Source organism: Arcanobacterium phocae (assembly GCF_018913465.1).
GTDB classification, from domain to species: domain Bacteria; phylum Actinomycetota; class Actinomycetes; order Actinomycetales; family Actinomycetaceae; genus Arcanobacterium; species Arcanobacterium phocae_A.
Genome location: NZ_JABAPM010000003.1, coordinates 65,532 through 84,052, shown reverse-complemented (window position 1 = coordinate 84,052; position 18,521 = coordinate 65,532). Strand labels below are relative to the sequence as shown.

General features: G+C 51.2%; 14 protein-coding genes and 1 tRNA gene. 5 read left to right on the top strand and 10 right to left on the bottom strand.

Features of this window, described 5'->3' with window-relative positions; all coding sequences use genetic code 11:
• Positions 1-89 precede the first annotated feature (89 nt).
• Complete coding sequence (locus tag KSO86_RS04770; protein ID WP_216378459.1) at positions 90-2,351, top strand: DUF2339 domain-containing protein; 2,262 nt, start codon at positions 90-92, stop codon at positions 2,349-2,351.
• On the opposite strand, the gene KSO86_RS04765 is transcribed toward KSO86_RS04770, so the two are convergent.
• Both KSO86_RS04765 and serS read right to left on the bottom strand, forming a co-directional pair.
• Entirely contained in the window at positions 2,241-3,176 is a 936-nt protein-coding gene (locus KSO86_RS04765) for an HAD family hydrolase (protein ID WP_366493323.1), read from the bottom strand. The two genes, KSO86_RS04770 and KSO86_RS04765, sit on opposite strands and share 111 nt — an antisense overlap.
• A 1-nt stretch (position 3,177) precedes the next feature.
• Positions 3,178-4,446 carry a serine--tRNA ligase gene (serS, locus tag KSO86_RS04760; RefSeq protein ID WP_216431872.1) on the bottom strand — a complete coding sequence of 423 codons (1,269 nt, stop codon included), beginning with the start codon at positions 4,444-4,446 and terminating at the stop codon, positions 3,178-3,180.
• A 102-nt stretch (positions 4,447-4,548) separates the two neighbouring features.
• Here serS and KSO86_RS04755 point away from each other — a divergent pair, with 102 nt between their 5' ends.
• A complete protein-coding gene (locus tag KSO86_RS04755; RefSeq protein ID WP_216378456.1) occupies positions 4,549-5,709 on the top strand; it encodes a diacylglycerol/lipid kinase family protein in 1,161 nt (386 codons plus the stop codon).
• Positions 5,709-7,886, top strand: a complete 2,178-nt coding sequence (locus KSO86_RS04750) for a hypothetical protein (protein ID WP_216378455.1) — start codon at positions 5,709-5,711, stop codon at positions 7,884-7,886. The genes KSO86_RS04755 and KSO86_RS04750 overlap by 1 nt, the downstream gene beginning before the upstream one ends.
• 69 nt (positions 7,887-7,955) lie before the next feature.
• Here the strand turns inward: KSO86_RS04750 and KSO86_RS04745 are convergent, their stop codons facing one another.
• From KSO86_RS04745 to upp, 8 genes are all read right to left on the bottom strand, one after another.
• A complete protein-coding gene (locus KSO86_RS04745; protein ID WP_216431870.1) occupies positions 7,956-9,110 on the bottom strand; it encodes a thioester-forming surface-anchored protein in 1,155 nt (384 codons plus the stop codon).
• A complete protein-coding gene (locus tag KSO86_RS04740) occupies positions 9,110-9,493 on the bottom strand; it encodes a hypothetical protein (protein WP_216431868.1) in 384 nt (127 codons plus the stop codon). Before KSO86_RS04740 ends, KSO86_RS04745 begins: the two co-directional genes overlap by 1 nt.
• A gap of 507 nt (positions 9,494-10,000) precedes the next feature.
• Positions 10,001-12,457 (bottom strand): DUF5979 domain-containing protein, encoded by a 2,457-nt coding sequence (locus KSO86_RS04735; protein ID WP_216431866.1) that lies wholly within the window; start codon positions 12,455-12,457, stop codon positions 10,001-10,003.
• Between the two features lie 232 nt (positions 12,458-12,689).
• Positions 12,690-13,631 (bottom strand): LuxR C-terminal-related transcriptional regulator, encoded by a 942-nt coding sequence (locus KSO86_RS04730; RefSeq protein WP_216378452.1) that lies wholly within the window; start codon positions 13,629-13,631, stop codon positions 12,690-12,692.
• Positions 13,632-13,765: 134 nt separating this feature from the next.
• Positions 13,766-14,533 carry a glycosyltransferase family 2 protein gene (locus tag KSO86_RS04725; RefSeq protein WP_436231416.1) on the bottom strand — a complete coding sequence of 256 codons (768 nt, stop codon included), beginning with the start codon at positions 14,531-14,533 and terminating at the stop codon, positions 13,766-13,768.
• Between the two features lie 131 nt (positions 14,534-14,664).
• A complete protein-coding gene (locus KSO86_RS04720) occupies positions 14,665-15,522 on the bottom strand; it encodes a DUF5926 family protein (protein ID WP_216378450.1) in 858 nt (285 codons plus the stop codon).
• Positions 15,523-15,612: 90 nt separating this feature from the next.
• Positions 15,613-16,611: an alpha/beta hydrolase gene (locus KSO86_RS04715; protein WP_216378449.1), complete on the bottom strand. Its 999-nt coding sequence runs from the start codon at positions 16,609-16,611 to the stop codon at positions 15,613-15,615.
• A gap of 1 nt (position 16,612) precedes the next feature.
• Positions 16,613-17,251, bottom strand: a complete 639-nt coding sequence (upp, locus tag KSO86_RS04710; protein WP_091279665.1) for a uracil phosphoribosyltransferase — start codon at positions 17,249-17,251, stop codon at positions 16,613-16,615.
• A gap of 50 nt (positions 17,252-17,301) precedes the next feature.
• On the opposite strand from upp, the gene tadA reads away from it, so the two are divergent.
• Both tadA and KSO86_RS04700 read left to right on the top strand, forming a co-directional pair.
• Positions 17,302-17,775 carry a tRNA adenosine(34) deaminase TadA gene (tadA, locus tag KSO86_RS04705; RefSeq protein ID WP_253280518.1) on the top strand — a complete coding sequence of 158 codons (474 nt, stop codon included), beginning with the start codon at positions 17,302-17,304 and terminating at the stop codon, positions 17,773-17,775.
• Between the two features lie 120 nt (positions 17,776-17,895).
• Positions 17,896-17,986, top strand: a tRNA-Ser gene (locus KSO86_RS04700).
• Positions 17,987-18,521 lie beyond the last annotated feature (535 nt).

Sequence of the window (18,521 nt, the reverse complement as noted above, 5' to 3'; positions counted from 1 at the left end):
TTATTGTAAGGGAATTGAGACCTAAGTAAAAACTGGTAGGGAAGATTTTTGTTTTAGTATGGAAGAGGGAACTGTTTGAAGGGGTGGACGTGCGGGTACGTTTAACAGCCATATTGGTAGCAATACTTGGCATTTTTCAGGTCGTTGGCGGAAGCATTTTTGCGTCCGCTTCTTCGGCAACGGCACCGACTTCTTCCAATGATTCCCTACTGTTTGTGGGGATGGCAGGGGTGAGACCTCTCGACGTCGATATCGCCAACCCGCAACTATCACGGCTCCTAGCAAACTACTCGGTTGCTGCTCTCAGTCCCCGTTCTGTTTCCCCGTTGACCTGCCCTTCAGAAGGCTGGATGCAGTTACGAACATCACGTGACGTATCCGATCGCCTCCCGGAATCTTTCGTGGTGAGCCTCGGAGACGAATGTCATCCAGCTACCATCTTGGAAGATCCAGCCTCTCTTTACAAGGAATACCCACAGACTGTTCATATCCGTAACTTTTCCCTACGTTTGGGCGAAACCGAATGGCCAGATGAACCGCTCTTTTCCCACAACGTCACGGCAGTAGGGCGCAACGCCGGCATTCCTATTGCGACGAAAGACGGCACAGTTGACCAGTGGCTGGCGTTACCGGATGCCGGATTCCCGGAAGCCGCCGAAAAAGCTCAAGGTGACCTGACTCGCATTCTCAATACAGTGGATGACGACGTCGTCGTCGATCTGGGCAGCATCCGCGGATCGCCCCGTTATCTCAACGTCGCTGACCAGCGTGCCTTGATTCAACAAAAACTGATCAACATTCTCACAGCGAACGAAAACAGCGAACATCCACGCAAAGTTATTATTGCCTCGCTCGGTGACCAATGGCGTCGAGCGCACCTGCATTTCTTTGCCACAAATATTGCGCTCGATGGCACAACCTCCGGTGCCGGTACTATCCGCTCCGACCTCACCCGTGCCGACGGATTCATCACCATCACCGATGTTCGCAACCTCATCACCGGCAAATATTCCGGATTGCATGTCCAGCCACAGCCATCGTTGACTGCGGCAATGAAACCCGTCCTCGACACTGCCCAACACGCCTATATTGCGGCTTCGTCATCTGCAAAGTGGTACCAAATCTTCAACACCATGGTTCTCCTAGGCGTCCTGGGTGTCCTCGGCTTATTCCTCATTACACCAGGTCCAGAAGGGCACCGTTGGGGTGCTCCTCGGCGATTGTGGGCCGGACTAGAACAATTCAACCTGTGGGCATTCGCTTGGGTTCCCAGTGCCATGATTCTCAACCTGCTCCCGTGGTGGGATCTGCCAGGATCGCCTGGTGTTATGCAAGCGTGGGCAATCGCGATGACGGCACTGATTGCTGTTGCGATTGTTGCACTGTCACACCTGAGCGCACACCGTGCTGGCTTTATTAGCTTGGTTTCGTTCGCCCTCTTGTGTATTGACATCGTGGCCGGATCGGTCCATCAGCGCAACGGATTTATGGGCTCACTGATGCTCACGTCCCGTCGGTACTACGGAATCTCTAACCGCACATATTTAATTCTCGTTGTGTGCGGTTTGATCGCATCATTGCTGGTTATCGCATGGCTACGCAAACGTGCCAAGAACGACGCCGGTGCTCGCCTGCCATTGTTCGTGCTGCTTGGAATCGGAATAATCGCGGTTGCAGTGGATGCACTGCCACTATGGGGTGCCGATTTTGGTGGCCCGCCTGGACTTATAGCCTGCTTCGGCATCACCGCTATCCTGCTTACCGGGAAAAAGCTACGCTGGTGGCATGGACTGTTGTGGCTAGTGAGCACCGTTGCTGTGATGGGTGGAGTTGGTTTGATCGATGCTCGCCGTGGCGGTGAATCCCATATTGGCCGGTTCTGGGCCAAGTTCGGCACGGCCGAAAGCTGGGCGATTATTGGCGGAAAAATCCGTGATGTCACTCGATCCTTCATCGGCCGGCCAGATCTGCTTGCACTCATCGCCATCGCAATTGTGATTGGAATCTTGGCCGTCTTCGCAACCAGGTACTTGAATTCAGTCAGCGGAATCCATTTAGGATCCCTTCGTGCCCTCACCTCTGACTACGGTTTCATCCCAGTCACAATCGGCATAGCCGTAGGTATTTTGGTTGCTGTACCGATCAACGATTCTGGTGCAATTATGATCAAAGAAGGAATGTATATTGCTCTACCGGGATTGGCGGCTATGATTGCTGGGCAAGCAACGCGCCGCAATCCCTTAGAGCAAGGCCTCCAGAACGGCAGCGCATCCGTCGTCGTCAACATGATCCGTGACAGCGTCGGCATGGTTACGAACGTAATCCGGCGCGTTACCCATCGCAACTCCTAAACCAGCCCAGGACAGCATATCGACGTCGTTACCAGAATCTCCCACACATACCGTGTGGCTGGAACCGACCCCAAAGAACGCTCGAACTTCCTCTAATGCAGAGGCTTTCGAAACGCCTTCGGGCGTAATATCCATCCAAGCCGACCATCCCACCGCATACTCCACGCCACGCAACCCCAGTTTAGCTACAGCTTCCATCAACTCGTGAGCAGTCATCTGCGAAGCCCGGACCGTCAACCGGGTAGCCTTAGCAGACGCCAATTCTGAGATCGGGACAAGCCGGCTCGGGCCAGACAGCTCATCTTCGGGGAACGGGAACGTTACCCGAGTCGGCTCATCGAGCGTCTCCAAGGCGAACCAGACATTATCTGGCAGCCCTGCCGATAACAGCTCAATCTCACGACTCGGATCAAACGTGTGGGCAGTAACCAGGCGGTAAGCCGGGCCGCTATTATCTAGAAAGTCAGGCAACGGGGTAGTCAATGAATCCGGGACAGCGCCACCAACAGACGTTATCGCAGCACCATTACATACCACGGCAATACCATGATCGAAACCGACATCTTGTAACGCCACTTGCGTTCCAGTAATACCACGCCCGGTTGCGAAAACTAGGCGAGTACCAGCATTCAGATGAGCATGAACCGCTTCGCGTACCCGTGGCGAAAGTGACGTGTCATGGTGAATCGTCGTGCCATCAATATCTAACGCCACCATCAAATCTGGCCCAGCAGGCGGAAGAGACCGCTGCGCAAGCAGATCAGTAAAATATGGTAGCGGTCCGGGAGTCAGACCCCCGGACCGTTGAGAATCTCTGATCGTCACGTTACTGAACACTAATGAGTTCGCGGCCACCCAAATATGGACGCATTGCTTGCGGAATGTACAACGATCCATCTGGCTGCTGATGGTTTTCAAACATGGAAACCAGCCAGCGAGTAGTAGCCAAAGTGCCGTTCAACGTAGCAACAGCGCGAGTAGAACCCTCAAAACGTTCCCGAATACCAAGCCGGCGTGCCTGGAACGTGGTGCAGTTCGACGTCGATGTGACCTCCATGTAACGGTTCTGGGTAGGCAACCAAGCTTCACAATCAAACTTCTGAGCTGCCGACGAACCCAAATCACCAGCTGCCGTGTTGATGACGCGATAAGGAAGCTCCATCTTCTGGATCATTTCCTCTTCCCACGCCAAGAAACGCTGGTGCTCATCAATAGCTTGCTCTTCTGGACAGAACGAGAACATCTCAACCTTGTTGAACTGATGAACGCGAATAATTCCACGAGTATCGCGACCATACGAGCCAGCCTCGCGCCGGTAACAAGTAGACCAGCCAGCATAACGCTTCGGGCCATAGGAAAGATCCAAAATCTCATTCGAATGGTAACCAGCCAAGGCAACCTCAGACGTACCGGTTAGGTACAGATCATCGGCCGGCAAGTAGTAAATCTCATCCGAGTGAGCACCCAAGAAACCAGTACCACCCATAACTTCTGGGCGAACCAAGGTTGGGGTGTTCATCAGCGTGAAACCGTTAGCTTCTGCCTGATCGGCAGCCATAGTGAGCAACGCCAACTCCAACCGGGCGCCGATACCTTTCAAATAGTAGAAACGTGAGCCAGAAACCTTTGTGCCACGCTCCATATCAACTGCGCCCAAACCTTCAGCCACATCCAAATGATCCTTCGGCTCAAAGCCACGCGCGGCGAAATCAGGAAGTGAGCCAACTTCGCGCAGAACCTCGTAGTCATCCTCGCCACCAGCTGGGACACCCGGTAAAACAGGGTTAGCGATTTTGTACATCGCAGTCTGGAACTGCTCTGCAGCGGCATTAGCTTCAGCTTCGAGAGCCTTGACCTGCTCAGACATTTCCTTAGCTTGTGCCAGAATCGCAGGGCGTTCGTCAGCAGACGCCTTACCAATCGTGCGGGAAAGATTCTTTTGTTGCGCACGCAAATCTTCAAACGCCTGCTGGGAAGCACGACGCTTTTCATCTGCGGCTAGGACAGCATCAACAAGCGCGGGATCATCGCCGCGGGCTTGTTGTGAGGCACGCACGGCCTCTGGGTTTTCGCGAAGAGTACGGATATCGATCATGATTACAAGAATAGTTCTTTTCCGGCCCACCATGCTAACCGTGACTAATCATTGAGACAATGCCTGCTCATGGAGTGGCACACATCTAGTAAACTAAGTCCTATGGATTGGGAATTAATTCTTGTCGTGGCTACATTCGTGATAGCACTGGTAGCACTCTTCGGCATGCTCCGAAATCGGCGAGTCATAAAAAATATGCGTATTGACCGCCGTCGATCAGGCGCAGCTCGGGACACACAAGTGACAACTAGCGACCCAGACCTAAACCAAGGCCCACCCTATATTATTTTCAATCCAACGAAAAAAGCTGATTGGAAGCTTATCCGCGAAGCTTTGGCACGAAGTGCTCACGATGCGTCACTTGGCGAACCCGTATGGTTAGCTACCACTGCTGACGATCCCGGAGTTAGTCAAACCCAAGCAGCTATCAAGGCCCGGGCAGCCGTTGTTATTGCCGCTGGCGGTGACGGGACTGTGCGCGTAGTTGCCGAAGGCCTTGCCAATACTGGAATCCCGATGGGACTCATGCCAGTAGGAACAGGGAACCTCCTGGCTCGTAACCTGAACTTTCCGCTCGATGATATTCACGAACTTGCCACCATCGCCGTCACCGGAGCACCACGCAAGATCGACGTCGGCATACTTACCGTTAAAGAATCATCGGAACCGGTACCTGAATCAAAGAAAAATCATGATGTCCATCCGGCAATGCCTGGCGAATACGCCTTCGTAGTGAACGCCGGCATGGGACTCGATGCCACCATCATGCTTGAGGCAGACGCAAACAAAAAGCTCAAGGAAGTCATTGGCTGGGCCGCCTACTTCAAAGCCGCCATGCCACACATTCTCGCCCCCAAAATGAGCGCCACGATCACAGTAGGAAACAGCACCAAGCCAGTAACAACTGACGCTCGAACCGTCATGTTCCTCAACTGCGGCGAACTCGTTGGCGGTCTCGTTTTTGACACCGCAGCAAAAGCTGACGACGGCTGGATGGAACTCGTCGTCGTCGATACCCGTGCCGGACTCATCGGCTGGGTAGACCTCCTCCGACGAACCGGAATGCGAAGCAAAGGAATCAAAAAAGTTGATATTCCAGGCGTGCCCGCCCAAGGAGACCTCGACATCCACCGAATCGTTGAAGCTTCGCTAGATATCGACAAACCCCAACCCGTCCAAGTCGATGGTGACGTCCTTGGCTACACTGATCACGTCCATGCACGAATAATTCCCGGTGCGCTAACTGTACGGGTAAAAAACTAATGAAACAGAACGCTGCACGTACATGGCGATGGTGGGGGACCGCCGTCGTTATCGTCCTGCTACTGATCGGGACACTACTTGCTCCAGCATGGCGTGGCAAAACCATTAGCCAAGCCGGAACCATAACAGATATGCCCGGAAACAAAACAGTTTTCATCGGAGTTAGCGGTGTAACCTGGGCAGATATCTCTGCCGAAAAAACGCCAACCCTCTACGACTTCGTCGGGCGCGGCTCCTCAGCAAACCTAGTCGTTAAAACAATCGGCGTCACCACCTGCCCAAACGCCGGATGGTTGACGATTAGCCAAGGAGTGCGCGCAGCTGACCCCATCGAAAAAGGATGCGCGAAACCCATCACCGCAGCAGCAGACGGTGTTCTGCCAGCACGAGTAGAAAAAGCGCGGATAGCCGGCGAAGCAACATCGCCGTTCACCCCACCCGAAACCACATTCGGTGACGAACTAGCTAGTCGCGGAATGTCCGTTGGCACAATCGGCTCTGGAGCTGCGCTCGCGTTACGAACCTCCACAAATCTGCCCGCTGGTCAACGCCATCATGCCAATATTACTTACACCAACGGAATCGCAACCCATCCGGCAGACGTATATTCAACTGTTTCGCAAGCCGACCTCGTCGTCGTCGATCTAGGACGAGTAACGAACACCAGTCACGCCATTGCCCGGGCTAAAGGCAAAGGAATGCTTGAAGACATGCGGGCCGCTTTTGCGCCTCCGGTTGCGAGGTCAGTCCATGCCACTGCACAAATCTCGGCACTTGACCGAGAACTTGGCGAACTATTAGACGTGATTGATCCGAACACCACAATCGTGATCGGATCCGTAGCAGATTCCGATTCGCGCACCGCACAACTGCAATTTATGAGTGCCGTCGGACCAGGTATTACGCCCGGAACCGTGTCCTACACCAACTCCACTAGGCATCGGGGCCTCGTCCAACTCACCGATATCCCACAAGCCCTATTGACACTTCTAGGGCAACAGCCAATTGCAGATTTCGTAGGATCGCCAATCGCATTCCATAACGACGACGCACAGGCAACCCCGGACATAGTCGCCGAGCTTCGGGACAACAATGCACGTGCTATTGCAGTACGGCCCGCCGTCGGACCGTTCTACCTTCTCATGAGTATTTCCGCTGGTATCTTCCTTATCGGCTCTCTCGTGCGCTGGTGGCGTCATTCTCGTGCTGGGAAAACCACTAGCATCAGCAATACTCAGCGAGCTATCGCACTAACCATAGCACTCCTCCCGGCCGCATCTTTCCTAGCAAATCTTGTCCCGTGGTGGGATACCCCAGCTCCGACTGCAACCTTCCTCGGATGCGTTCTAGGTATAAGCATCGCAGGAGCAGCCTTGAGCCGCCGAACACCATGCGCAGCTGGTTGCGTTGCTCTCATCAGCGCAACCACAATCGGGCTCGATGTTGTATTCGGTTCTGTCCTGCACGCATCATCAGTGCTTGGCGACCAACCTCAACAAGGTGGCCGCTTCTATGGCCTATCAAATGCGCCGTTTACCGTATTCGCTTTATCAATGATCTATCTAGCTTTCGTAGCTGCACGCATCCTGCGTACTAGCTACGAGCAGGTAGCTGTTCCAGCTGCGGTTATGGCCCTGGGAATTATTGCCGTCGTCATCGATGGCGCTGGCTCTCTCGGAGCAGATTTCGGTGGTGTTCCGGCACTCGTTGCAGCTTTCCTCGTACTTCTAGTTGTGATGGGCGGGAGGGCCTTAACGCCGCGAACATTCATCATTATCTTTGGGACTGCAACCCTCGTAGGAATCGGCGCAGCCTTCGTAGACTGGCTCCGCCCCCAAGAATCCTGGACCCATCTAGGACGATTCTTCCAAAGTATTATCGACGGCGAAGCCATCAACGTTGTCTACCGTAAACTCATGTTCATGCTCGGCTCGGCCCCGTGGTTTGTGTGGCTCCTGCTTGCAATCATTGCCCTCGCAATGTGGATATGGCGAGACCAGATACGCGTTCTTAACCTCAGTACTCATGACAGTGATATTCGCTGGGCAATTCGGGCGATGGCAACACTCGTCGTCGTCGGGGTAGCACTCAACGATTCAGGTTTAGTCATTTTGTTACTCGGGGCAGCATATGGCGCCCCGCTCATGATAGCGACAGATACCCGCTACCATCGGTGACATGTTGTAAGCATAGCAATTTGGCGAGTTCCCAATTTCGTTGGAAACTCGCCAAATTGTTTTTGTAGATTAGCTATTCTTACGGATGCGGATACCCACTAGTCCTGTGATCACCAACAAGAGCGAAACGACAACAATGCTCTGGGTGTCGGTTCCAGTATGAGCAAGCTCTGATGCTCTAGACACATGCTTTTGTTGGACGTCAATATGTGGCTGGGACTTCGGAGGCTCTGGCTTGTCTTTACCGGAATCACCTTGTGGACCTTGTGGACCCGGCTTACCTTCGGGACCTTGTGGACCCGGCTTACCTGGATCGCCCTTTTCGCCGCGGTCGCCATCTTTACCTGGCTTGCCTTCGGGGCCTTGTGGACCTTGTGGACCCGGCTTACCTTCTGGGCCAATAATTTTCCCGAGGTTGATTATTGTGTTGTTTGTTAGCTCAATTATGAGATTTCCATCTTTGTCGATTCGAATAGATTTAATCCCATTTCCATCTTTTCCTGGTTTGCCGTCAGTACCTGGTTTACCCTCAGGTCCTTGTGGACCTGGTGTTCCTGGCTCGCCTTTCTCTCCCTTGTCACCATCTTTGCCAGGTGCGCCGTCTTTACCTGGATCCCCTTTTGGTCCAGGATTACCATCTTTGCAGTGGCAGTCAGGGTCTTTCGGATCTGTTTTCGGTGGCTCTGGGAGGATTGGTTTTCCAGGCTGATCTTTCTCGTTAAAAACTGCGCGCAAAAGGTCTTGTTTCTCTGTACTTTTCGATTTATACGAGAGAAGTTCAGCGTTATTTGTGTCAGGTTCAACTAAGGAAATATGACTTAGTTTGCTCGAACTAAGGTTGGATGAGGTTTCTTGGTTTGTCAGGAATAGGAAAGCTTGGAATGCAGTTTTCGCTTCATTTTTCAAGTCCTTAGCGCTTTCTTCACTCCATTGGCGTTGATCTGTAAAATACCACACTGCTTGTTGAGTAGCTTGATGGAATGCGTCGTTAGATAGCCCTAGTTTAGATTGGATTCCAGCAGCATCTGACGGGAAGCCATTCCAAATTACTTTCAAAATTTGGCGTTGTGTATTGTCCTTAAATTTTGTAGGTAACTGCTCGTATTGATTTGCTTTTTTATCGTCGCTCTCCGGCGTAGTTAGTCCTATCAAATCTGGTTCGAATGTTAACCAAGATCTTCTTGCGTTGTTCGGAAAATGTTTATGTGCGTTAAAGCAATACACTAACTCGGTGAATTGGTTTTCGGATCAGCATTATCTGATTTGATTCTCGCAGCATGCTTACTCAGATCTACAGTTTGTTTCTCTTCTTCGATTACTGTTGGACGTCCTAAATGAGGAATAGTCCTATATTTTCGGCCGTTCTTCCACGGGTCGTAGGTGTGAGAGTTCTCGTTGTTGGCGTCGACAGTAAATATGTAGCCAGATACTGAGCCTTCGTTTGTGTTAACGTATTTATCGCTAAAGAGCGTGTACGCCATACGCGGCAGCTCGGCATTGGTGGAGCTGTCAGCGGCATGAGCGAGACTGCTACCGAAAGAAGCAGTGAGTAAAGTGGTTGCCAAACTTAACCCGATGAAGGTTTGGCGTAATTGTGAAATACCCATAGATATCCCTCCGTAATGATCTACTTAAGTTTGAAATTAGGCAAGTACCCAGTCTAATTAAGTGTTCTGATGCTATCAAGGCCAAAGGCTAGTTCTAAGGAGTGCAAGAAAGTCTATAATGGACAAAAAGAACCTAAGGCATTAATAAGGTTCACTATTGGTTTAACGCTAAAGTGAAAAAAGCGCAATAGTGACATCTTGTCACTACTCATCCTCGAAGTTTTCGGTGAAATATCACCAACAAGTATAAGGGTTGATACTTTCCGTCAATGTGTCAATTATTTAAAAGGGAACTAGTGTCAAGCGGGCGACATTGACAGAACATGCCATATCTGTCAATTTAATTTGGTAATGAATGTAAAATTTTTCCTTGCGCAGAAACTGAATGTACAAGAAACTGTCGGTCCAAGTTGCCGGTTTATAAAGGATGAAAAGTGGTGCCTCGCTCATGCTAACGGCTAAAGATAATCGTCGTGAATAGAGTGAGGCACCGTGCTGTTTTGAGTTTTATTTGGTGATCGATCGTTGTCTCAAAATAATTACCCCAGCGATTCCAATCAAAGTAAGACCGCTTGCGATGAATGGCAATGCTCCAACACCGCCAGTCAGCGGCAATTGAGGAGCTGTAATCTTCTTATTGGGAATTGGGGAGAGGGTAACATCCAACTGCTGAGGCATATCCCCGATCTCGAAAGAATAGGTTTCGGTACTCAAGAAATATCCAGCCGGAGCGGTTTTCTCAACAAGTGTGTATTCGCCCACCGGCAGTCCGCTAATCCTAAAATTTCCAGGCTCCGGATCTGTGTCCGTGAATGGAGAATCGGCTGTTCCCACAGGGCACGGGGCTTCCATACAATCTGCAATCAGCGTAATCTTCGTCGTTCGCCCGTTGGTGATATGGTTCAACATCCATTCTGATTTGCCCAACAGCTTAGTCAGATCGTCACTATCAACTTTGGACCAGGTAACTGAGCCCGTGGGTAGTTCCGACTTCTTCTCATTAGTGACAACACAATCAACAGTGTCGCCTGCCCGGATTCCCTCGACAACAGCTGAGTCGTCACTGAGACTTGTAACGGTAACAATAGCAGGATCCGCATTTGGCGTCACTGAGCATGAAATGTCTTTCAGTGAATAGTCGGGCCTTTGCGAGGTATCTTCAGTAATAGTGACGGTCGCAGTGCTACCTGTAGGGACCATAAAACGAATTTTTTCGCTATCAGATACTGACCTCCCCTCTTTCAACGTAGAGTTCTTAGTCGACACAGATTGAGTGGAGCCGTTGCTCTCAAGTGTAAATGTCCAGCCGTCAGCTTCCGCAGCTTCTACCGTGTCTTGTGAAACAACTTCCTTTCGGATCTGAACAGTTGCCACGGTCGGTGGCGGTGGAGCGTAGTAAGAATTGATAGCTATGACCTGAAGTGCTGGATTTTCGCTACCATTATGCGACGTCGGAATCGTAAAATTCGACGTCGCGACGTCGTTACCACCAATTTGCCAGTGAACAACCGGGCGAGATTCCTGATCAACGAACTCATCGAACTTTTCTCTTACTGTGCACTTATAGCCTTTGCCAATGTTTTTTTCGTGATGGTACTGCCCGGCATGGAGGATGATCTCGCCTGTTTTAGTATCGCTGTTCGTTGGGTGAGTGCACTTATATGCGAATTTGAATTGCTTTGAATTCACGTCCCCGGGAAGGGAGCCTTCGACTGTTTTTCCTAATACAAAGCCACCAAGTAGGCCGCTACCTTCGCCAGAAGCGCCTGGAATTAAAACGTTGCCTTCGTAAATCTTGTCATTGATTCGGGCTTGGTTAGTGACGATAGAAGACGGAACTGGTTCGCTTGCGGAGGCAGATGGAATAGTTTTTGTCTGGATAATGATGTCGTATTTTGAAGATATTCCATAGGGGAAGGTTGCAGTTATTTCATTTTCTTGGCAGGAAAGAGTGTACGCGGGTTTCTGATCATTAAAACTAGCTGCACCGTAAAAAGCGTGGAAGTTAAAGTCAGCATGGTAAAAAGACTGTACATTCTGCGGTTTTTTCAGCAGTATTTGTTTCATCGCTTCATGAGCTTTTTGCGGTGACAGAGCCCCAGCCTCACCCCACATGTTCAAAGGATTGTAGACGTTGGAAGGCGGAATATTTTTAGGTAGGAAAACTACATGATCCATCCAAACAGCCGGTTGATTTGAGGAAGGATGATTTTCTGGAAGATTAACCAGAGTCTTAACATATGTGGGAAGCGTGTTGCTTTGAGGCGTAGGCTCACACACGAATTTCCAGCCGGCCGGAGCAGTGTCTGTTATAGTGAATGGTTCTTCCCGTAAATCATTACCATTGGCTCCGATAGACCAAATGATCGATGAATCTTCAGACCGATATTCACCTTGTTTGTCGTTAGCATGGTGTGAACCAGGAGGGCCATCAGGTGCGATATCTCCAGCGAGCGTCCCCGTTCCGCATCCTTTAAAGTTCAACTTAAGCACGCCACCGGTTTTGACTTTATCGTTACTAAGATTCCACTTCACTGACAGCCGCGCGGTGCCGATAATATTTGAATGCTTGTCAGCGTATTCGGTAGCAGTAATTACGAACTTGTTGCCATGCCATACACCAGTAGCGACCTTGTCCCCCAGCGGAGAATGTAACTGAACTTCGTGCAGACTGGCAGGCTGTAGCTCATAAGGAAGATCAATATAAATCTTGTTGTTTGGATGAACTGTGTCTGAAAAATGCCACGCAAATTCAATATCTGCATAGCGGCTCTTTTCAGAATAAATACCATTCTGAGCACCGCTACCCGGAAAATCCTTCCATGCGATATTGTTCCACTCGCCGTCACACGTCAGTTTGTCTTCTTGAGCTATAGCCGAGGAGTATGGGTTCATGTTTATGCATATCGCGCATATTAAGCTCAACGTGATAGCCAGCGAAATGAAGAAGTTTTTCAATGACACATAATCTCCTTATGAAAAAATGTTGGCGCAGATCGACTCATCCAAAAATGGTCTACAGAGTGAACGGCGCCTCGAGATATTTGAATTGAGTGAGGTAAACACGCGGAAAAGTGCTACTGAAGGACGTTTCTTAAGTCTAATATTCAACGTCGTAAACAAGAGCTACTGCGTGCGGGGTGAATGCGCCATGTCGATAAGATGTCACCATAAGTTGCGGCGACACATGTTGAAGCTACATCAGATCTGAGCTGTCTATCAGGGAATTTTGTTGAACCTTGAGTCCAAGTTGGAAACGAGTGTTGATATTTAATGACGACATCAGTGCGCCGATACGTCGAGCTACCGTGCGTGAACTAATGTTTAATCGGCGCGCTATCGCCTCATCGGTCAGTCCCAGAGTCATTAACGTGATTATGTCCTTAACGTTCTCTGGTATTTCAACATCTGAAAGGTTCTCTTTCAGACCAAAAGGAATACTCCGATCCCAAACATGATCGAATCCCTTATGCATCACAGCAATAAGACTCGGATCGTTTGATAACAGCGCAATAGGAATCCCGGAGTCGTTCTTCCACATGATCAAAACCTCTCGGTCATCCGAAATGACCATACGGAAAGGTAATTTAGCGGCGATGCTGACGCGCTCGCCCATCCGCACACAAGACAGAACCGAATCAGTGAATTCCGGGTTCTCGAATGATTCAGACTCATAAATCGCCTCGACAAAAATATTGCGATCAAAAAGTGATGGATAACCCGGGGAAATAAGTTCGCTTCCAAGGTGGGGCTCACTATCCCAATAACGGATCCGCTCACAAGCTTGCGTGAAAATTCGTTCATACCAGACACCCATTTCATACACGCTCACGCTCGTATGATAATAATTGTCTTGGGTGCGAGTCTCCATTGCTTCAAATGCCACCAATGAATCTTTAAGCGCTTTAACCTCGTCGTATTTGGCATGAAGAGCATTCTCAATCACTTTAGATGCCGAAATCGGTTTGGGCCCATCAGTATCAGGCGAGATTAATCCGAAGTCTTCAAGCTCATGTTCAACTGAATTCTCAAGTTCATGATCATCTTGCAATAAGAGTTTTAAATATGCTTCTTCTGCCGCTGGTGATACTCCGAGCGGTTTAAGAAGGCGGTTTCCATCCGAACCAAAATTTCTCATAGCACCCTCCAAGAACAACGACATGTGAGCAAATGTAACACTATGTAAATATTTTAGTGTAAACCCGCTAGCTTGGAAATGGGTGGCAGATAGTCATTGTGACATGACAGGAAAATGACAGGCGGTATTATGCTCTATTTCTTATATGCGTTAAATGGTTCGCCAGCCACAGATGAAGTAACACCAGTTGTGACTTTATGACGACGCATTGTGCGGGCTGCCAATGCCTTGATAACACCCCGCAACTGAGCTGCGCGATGAAGCTGTCCAGCCAAATCATTCGTTGATACGCGATGGTGTAGATCGCATGGAACTTCTTGGACGGTAAAACCTGCAACAAGAAGATCGACTGTCATTCCAACTTCCACACCCCAGCCAGAAGCCAATGGAGTGACCGCGTCGAAAGCAGCCCGAGTTAAACAGCGTTGCCCAGATAGTGGTTGCTGTGGACTCCATCCAGTAAGACGCTCGATGCCTTTGCGGCCCGTCGTCGTCACAATACCGTGCCCACCTGCACCAGACTGTGGCGGAAGATATGCGATAGCACAATCAATCCCGCCAGCAAAAATAGTTGACACCAGCGGAGCGCACTCAACAGCAGACTCGGCCAGATCTGCATCCAAAAACAACAATGCACGTGGAGGTTGACCCTGAACATCACGCATCGCAACAACAGCGGCGCCAGTTTCCATCGCAGCGGCCTTACCACGATTAACTGTATGGCGAGCCACTGAAGCTCCAGCATCCCGGGCAACACTTTGTGTGTTATCAGTTGACCCATCGTCAACAACAACAATGAGATCAACATGAGGAATCGACCGAGCCGCCTGAATAGTGGCTCCAATCCGATCTTCCTCATTCATGGCCGGAATAATAACTGCTACACGTTGTTCTGCATTCACAATACGTAACATTACTCTAAAAAGTCAGTCAGTTTATTGCGAATATCAAGATTTGGCGTCGGGATTACCCTCGAAAAGATCACATAAAAAGGTGGCCCGGTCACCCCGAGCCACCTTGAAGTCTTAAAAGACTAGCGCAACGTTACCTGGCGAGAAATAATACCCGCACGTGCGCGTCGCTCCTCCGGCGTCAACGGCTCCGAAACAGCCAATGCCTTCTCGAACCGCTCCACGAACGCGGACATCGGCGTCGTCAACTCATCAGCTTCCGAACCGGCGTCGAGCTCAAAAACAGGAATCAACAAGCCCAGCGCGCGGAAAGCACCAACAAAACGGCCGCCCGCAAAACCAAGCTCACGAGCCTGGTGCAACCGAGCAAGAGCATCGAGCACTGGCCCCTCTGCTTCCGGCCGAACCCAGCGCACAAACTCGCGCTGCATCCGGCACCAGAAAGCACCCGCAACTTCAGGAACCTCAGCAGTAGGAAGAATCTGCTCACGAGTCTGCTCAAGAGCCGACTTGATCTCCGGATTCTCCAACTCGGCAGGATCGATCCAGAACGCATAATCCTCATGTAAAACCATCTCAGAATCAACGCTCAGATCAAGAATATCCTGCAAGCGCGGACCCGGAACCGGCTGCTCAACCTGACGCAACGTTTCGCCCGGCTTGAGCTCCAAACCCTTAAGAATACGATCCGCAATATCTAGCGAAACATCACCAGAATTCATGACTGTTTGCGCGGCAACCAACAACATGCCGTCCTTGCGACGCATCGCAGCAGCCATATCCGGTAGCAATGTCACCAACAACAAATCCTCGCCACCATGCTCAGCTACCGTGCGCACCGGCAACGTTGCTGCCGGCAAAATCTCACGCATCGCAACGAGCTGTGGTTCAAACGGCAAACCCTCAAACGGGCGATCCACAAACTGAATCCGAACCTTCTTAGGCTTCTTGTCTTTATTACGGCGGCTTGCCTTGCCCATCGGCCTATCTCCTTTGAGTAACAGGTTACGCCGCCTCGCGCGGCACACAATACGTATATAAGAGTAAACGCTTACGCATCACGGTGCGAATCAACGCTGAAGTTGGCTGACCGCCCACCGAATCGAATCACGAGTATAACGACTACGCGCCGGAAGCTCCGACAGTGACAAATCGTGACGACCCCCGATAACCTCCAGCGTGTCCACATTCTTGCCCAGTGTTGGCGCCAGACGCTTCATATCCTGAACGTTCAACACCACGTCAGTATGAGCCAGCTCCCACTCAGACGGATGGAATTGATCGCCGGAAGCATCCGAATGAGCCACCAACACTGGCTCTTGGATATTTAGCCCCTCTGCAACCATCGCATGACCGCGACGCGCGGCCGTAAAGAACGCAGCAAAAACCGGGACAGACGTCAGCGGCTTATGTGCCGGCTTAAAGTAGAAATCCCCGCCGTAATCAACATGCAAACTGCGAGCGTACGCCGGCTCAAGCCGAGCAATCGGCGTTAACGGCGCAACCTTCGCCAACTTTGCTACCGCAGACGTCAACACAGTTCGCTGCCAAGCAGGACCATTATGCTCAAGCCACGGCGAATTCAAAACCACCGCCGAAACCTCTCCCGGATGGCGATCAGCAAACAATGCTGCCTGCAAACCACCCGTAGAATGCCCAATCAGCACAATCTGCCGAGCACCATGTGCCCGCAGATGAGCCAGCGCCGCAAAAATCTCTTCCTCGCGAATCAACATGTCGCGCAGATCATCGCGCCGATTTGGCACCCGCAACGCTCGGCCCGAGCGTCGAAAATCTAGACCATACAAGGCGATTCCGGCCTCACGCCACGCTTGTGCTTGCTCAACGTGATAGAACGAATCCACGAAACCCGGCAGCCACAAAGCCGCCACGCCAGAATCCGCCACATGAGCATCGGCATCGGCCTCGCTCACCAGCACCGCAACATCCGGGCGTCCCGGCGGAGTACCGGCGTCGACGTCGTTCAAAAACGCTGTGCGCGCAACCCAATTCGGACCCAAATAATCCGGAACCCGCGGACCAAACGTTGGAATAAGGCCGGAAAACATGTCAGTCTACGATTCCGTACAAACGGTCGCCCGCATCGCCCAAACCAGGAACAATGAAGCCCTTCTCGTTGAGCTTTTCGTCAACCGCGGCCACCAAAATACGTACGTTTCCGCGATCGCCAATATGCTCTTCAAGAGCCTTCAAACCCTCCGGGGCAGCCAAAATACAAATAGCAGTCACATCGCGTGCCCCGCGCTCAAGCAGGTAATCAATCGACGCAATAAGAGTGTGTCCGGTAGCCAGCATCGGATCCAGCACGAAACACTGACGATCGTGCAGATCATCTGGAAGACGGTTCGCATACGTGATCGCCTCGAGGGTCTTCTCGTCGCGCTTCATGCCCAAGAAGCCAACCTCGGCAGCCGGAATCACGCGAACCATGCCCTCAAGCATGCCCAAACCAGCGCGCAGAATCGGCACGACAACCGGGCGCGGGTGCGCCATTGTGGTACCCACCATGTGAGCAACAGGGGTGTCGATTTCCTTCGGCTCAGTCAAGACTTCACGGGTTGCCTCATAAGAGAGCAACATGATGATTTCCTCAACCAGCTGGCGGAAAACGGGGGACGGAGTGCGCTTGTCACGCAACGTGGTGAGCTTATGTGCCACAAGTGGGTGGCTGATAACTTGAAGTTCCATACCTCTAATCTACCGGTTTTCTCGTGCCGAACGTGCATAGAATAGGAGACATGTTTGAATCTGAGACGGGTGCCATGCGTCACGCTATGGAATTAGCGCGCCGTGCCGGGGATGCTGGGGATGTGCCAGTTGGGGCAATGGTTTTTTCCGACGACGGCGAAGGGCACGAGCTGGGCACGCTTATCGGGTGCGGCTGGAACACCCGGGAAGTTGACGGGGACCCGTGTGGTCATGCTGAAATTAATGCATTGCGGGCGGCCGCGCAGCAGGTGGGAAACTGGAATTTAAGCGGTTGTACTCTGGTGGTGACGCTGGAGCCGTGCACGATGTGTGCGGGGGCAATCGTCAATTCCCGCATATCGCGGGTAGTGTTCGGTGCCTGGGATGAAAAAGCCGGGGCAGCCGGTTCAGTGCGGGATGTCTTACGCGATGCTCGGCTCAACCACACTGTTGAGGTTATTGGTGGGATCTGCGAAGAAGAAAACGTTGAGCTATTGCAGCAGTGGTTCCAGCAATGGCGCTGAATCGGGGGCGGTTGTTCGTTTGGTGCTGGGTCTGTGTATGGTGCGAATCTGGGCTGTGTGTGACATAACTGTGAGTCATTTTGCGCGGTAGCTACTTGTCAAGCTAGTATTAACAGTCGAGGTAGCGTGTCCGAGCGGCCGAAGGTGCAGCACTCGAAATGCTGTGTACGGTAACCCCGTACCGAGGGTTCAAATCCCTCCGCTACCGCCATAGAAATCCCCGGGATATCAACGAAAAGTTGGTTCCCGGGGTTTTGTTTTAGGGGTTCGTGGTCCCTACGTGGACCAGTGAAATGAAGACGCTCCCCACAGCTATGAACCTATGGGGTCGTGAAACGCTACCCCGCCATGGGTTTGACGCTCAAGCATATCAATAGTGTTTACACCCTTTAAGGGGTGGCAGATCGTGCCAATGGCTACGGCCTTCACAGTATGGAGAACACGCGCTGCAATAAACACGCCTTCAGGCTTGCCGCCGGCTTGGCGGGGTACGTTTGCCGTACACCACCCCACCAGATGCCCTTAACCATGTTTCACATGACCACTACGCGTATAGGCGCTAACAGTCTGTACGGGTTTTGGGGTTTTCAGCGACTACTTACAACGAGGATGATTCGTTGCGTGACATTTAGGAGTGAGATTGAAGAGTTTATTGTGCGTGGGATCAGCTGTCTAGAGAGTAAAAATTACTTATTTGAATAATAATTAATCTAAACAGTAGCGGGCATATATTTTCGCTCTTTATA

What these genes read in the sequence shown, in the direction of transcription:
- serS (WP_216431872.1), bottom strand. Translation starts at nt 4,446, where the DNA reads ATGATCGATATCCGTACTCTTCGCGAAAACCCAGAGGCCGTGCGTGCC.
- KSO86_RS04755 (WP_216378456.1), top strand. Translation starts at nt 4,549, where the DNA reads ATGGATTGGGAATTAATTCTTGTCGTGGCTACATTCGTGATAGCACTG.
- KSO86_RS04750 (WP_216378455.1), top strand. Translation starts at nt 5,709, where the DNA reads ATGAAACAGAACGCTGCACGTACATGGCGATGGTGGGGGACCGCCGTC.
- KSO86_RS04740 (WP_216431868.1), bottom strand. Translation starts at nt 9,493, where the DNA reads ATGGGTATTTCACAATTACGCCAAACCTTCATCGGGTTAAGTTTGGCA.
- KSO86_RS04730 (WP_216378452.1), bottom strand. Translation starts at nt 13,631, where the DNA reads ATGAGAAATTTTGGTTCGGATGGAAACCGCCTTCTTAAACCGCTCGGA.
- KSO86_RS04720 (WP_216378450.1), bottom strand. Translation starts at nt 15,522, where the DNA reads ATGGGCAAGGCAAGCCGCCGTAATAAAGACAAGAAGCCTAAGAAGGTT.
- KSO86_RS04715 (WP_216378449.1), bottom strand. Translation starts at nt 16,611, where the DNA reads ATGTTTTCCGGCCTTATTCCAACGTTTGGTCCGCGGGTTCCGGATTAT.
- upp (WP_091279665.1), bottom strand. Translation starts at nt 17,251, where the DNA reads ATGGAACTTCAAGTTATCAGCCACCCACTTGTGGCACATAAGCTCACC.
- tadA (WP_253280518.1), top strand. Translation starts at nt 17,302, where the DNA reads ATGTTTGAATCTGAGACGGGTGCCATGCGTCACGCTATGGAATTAGCG.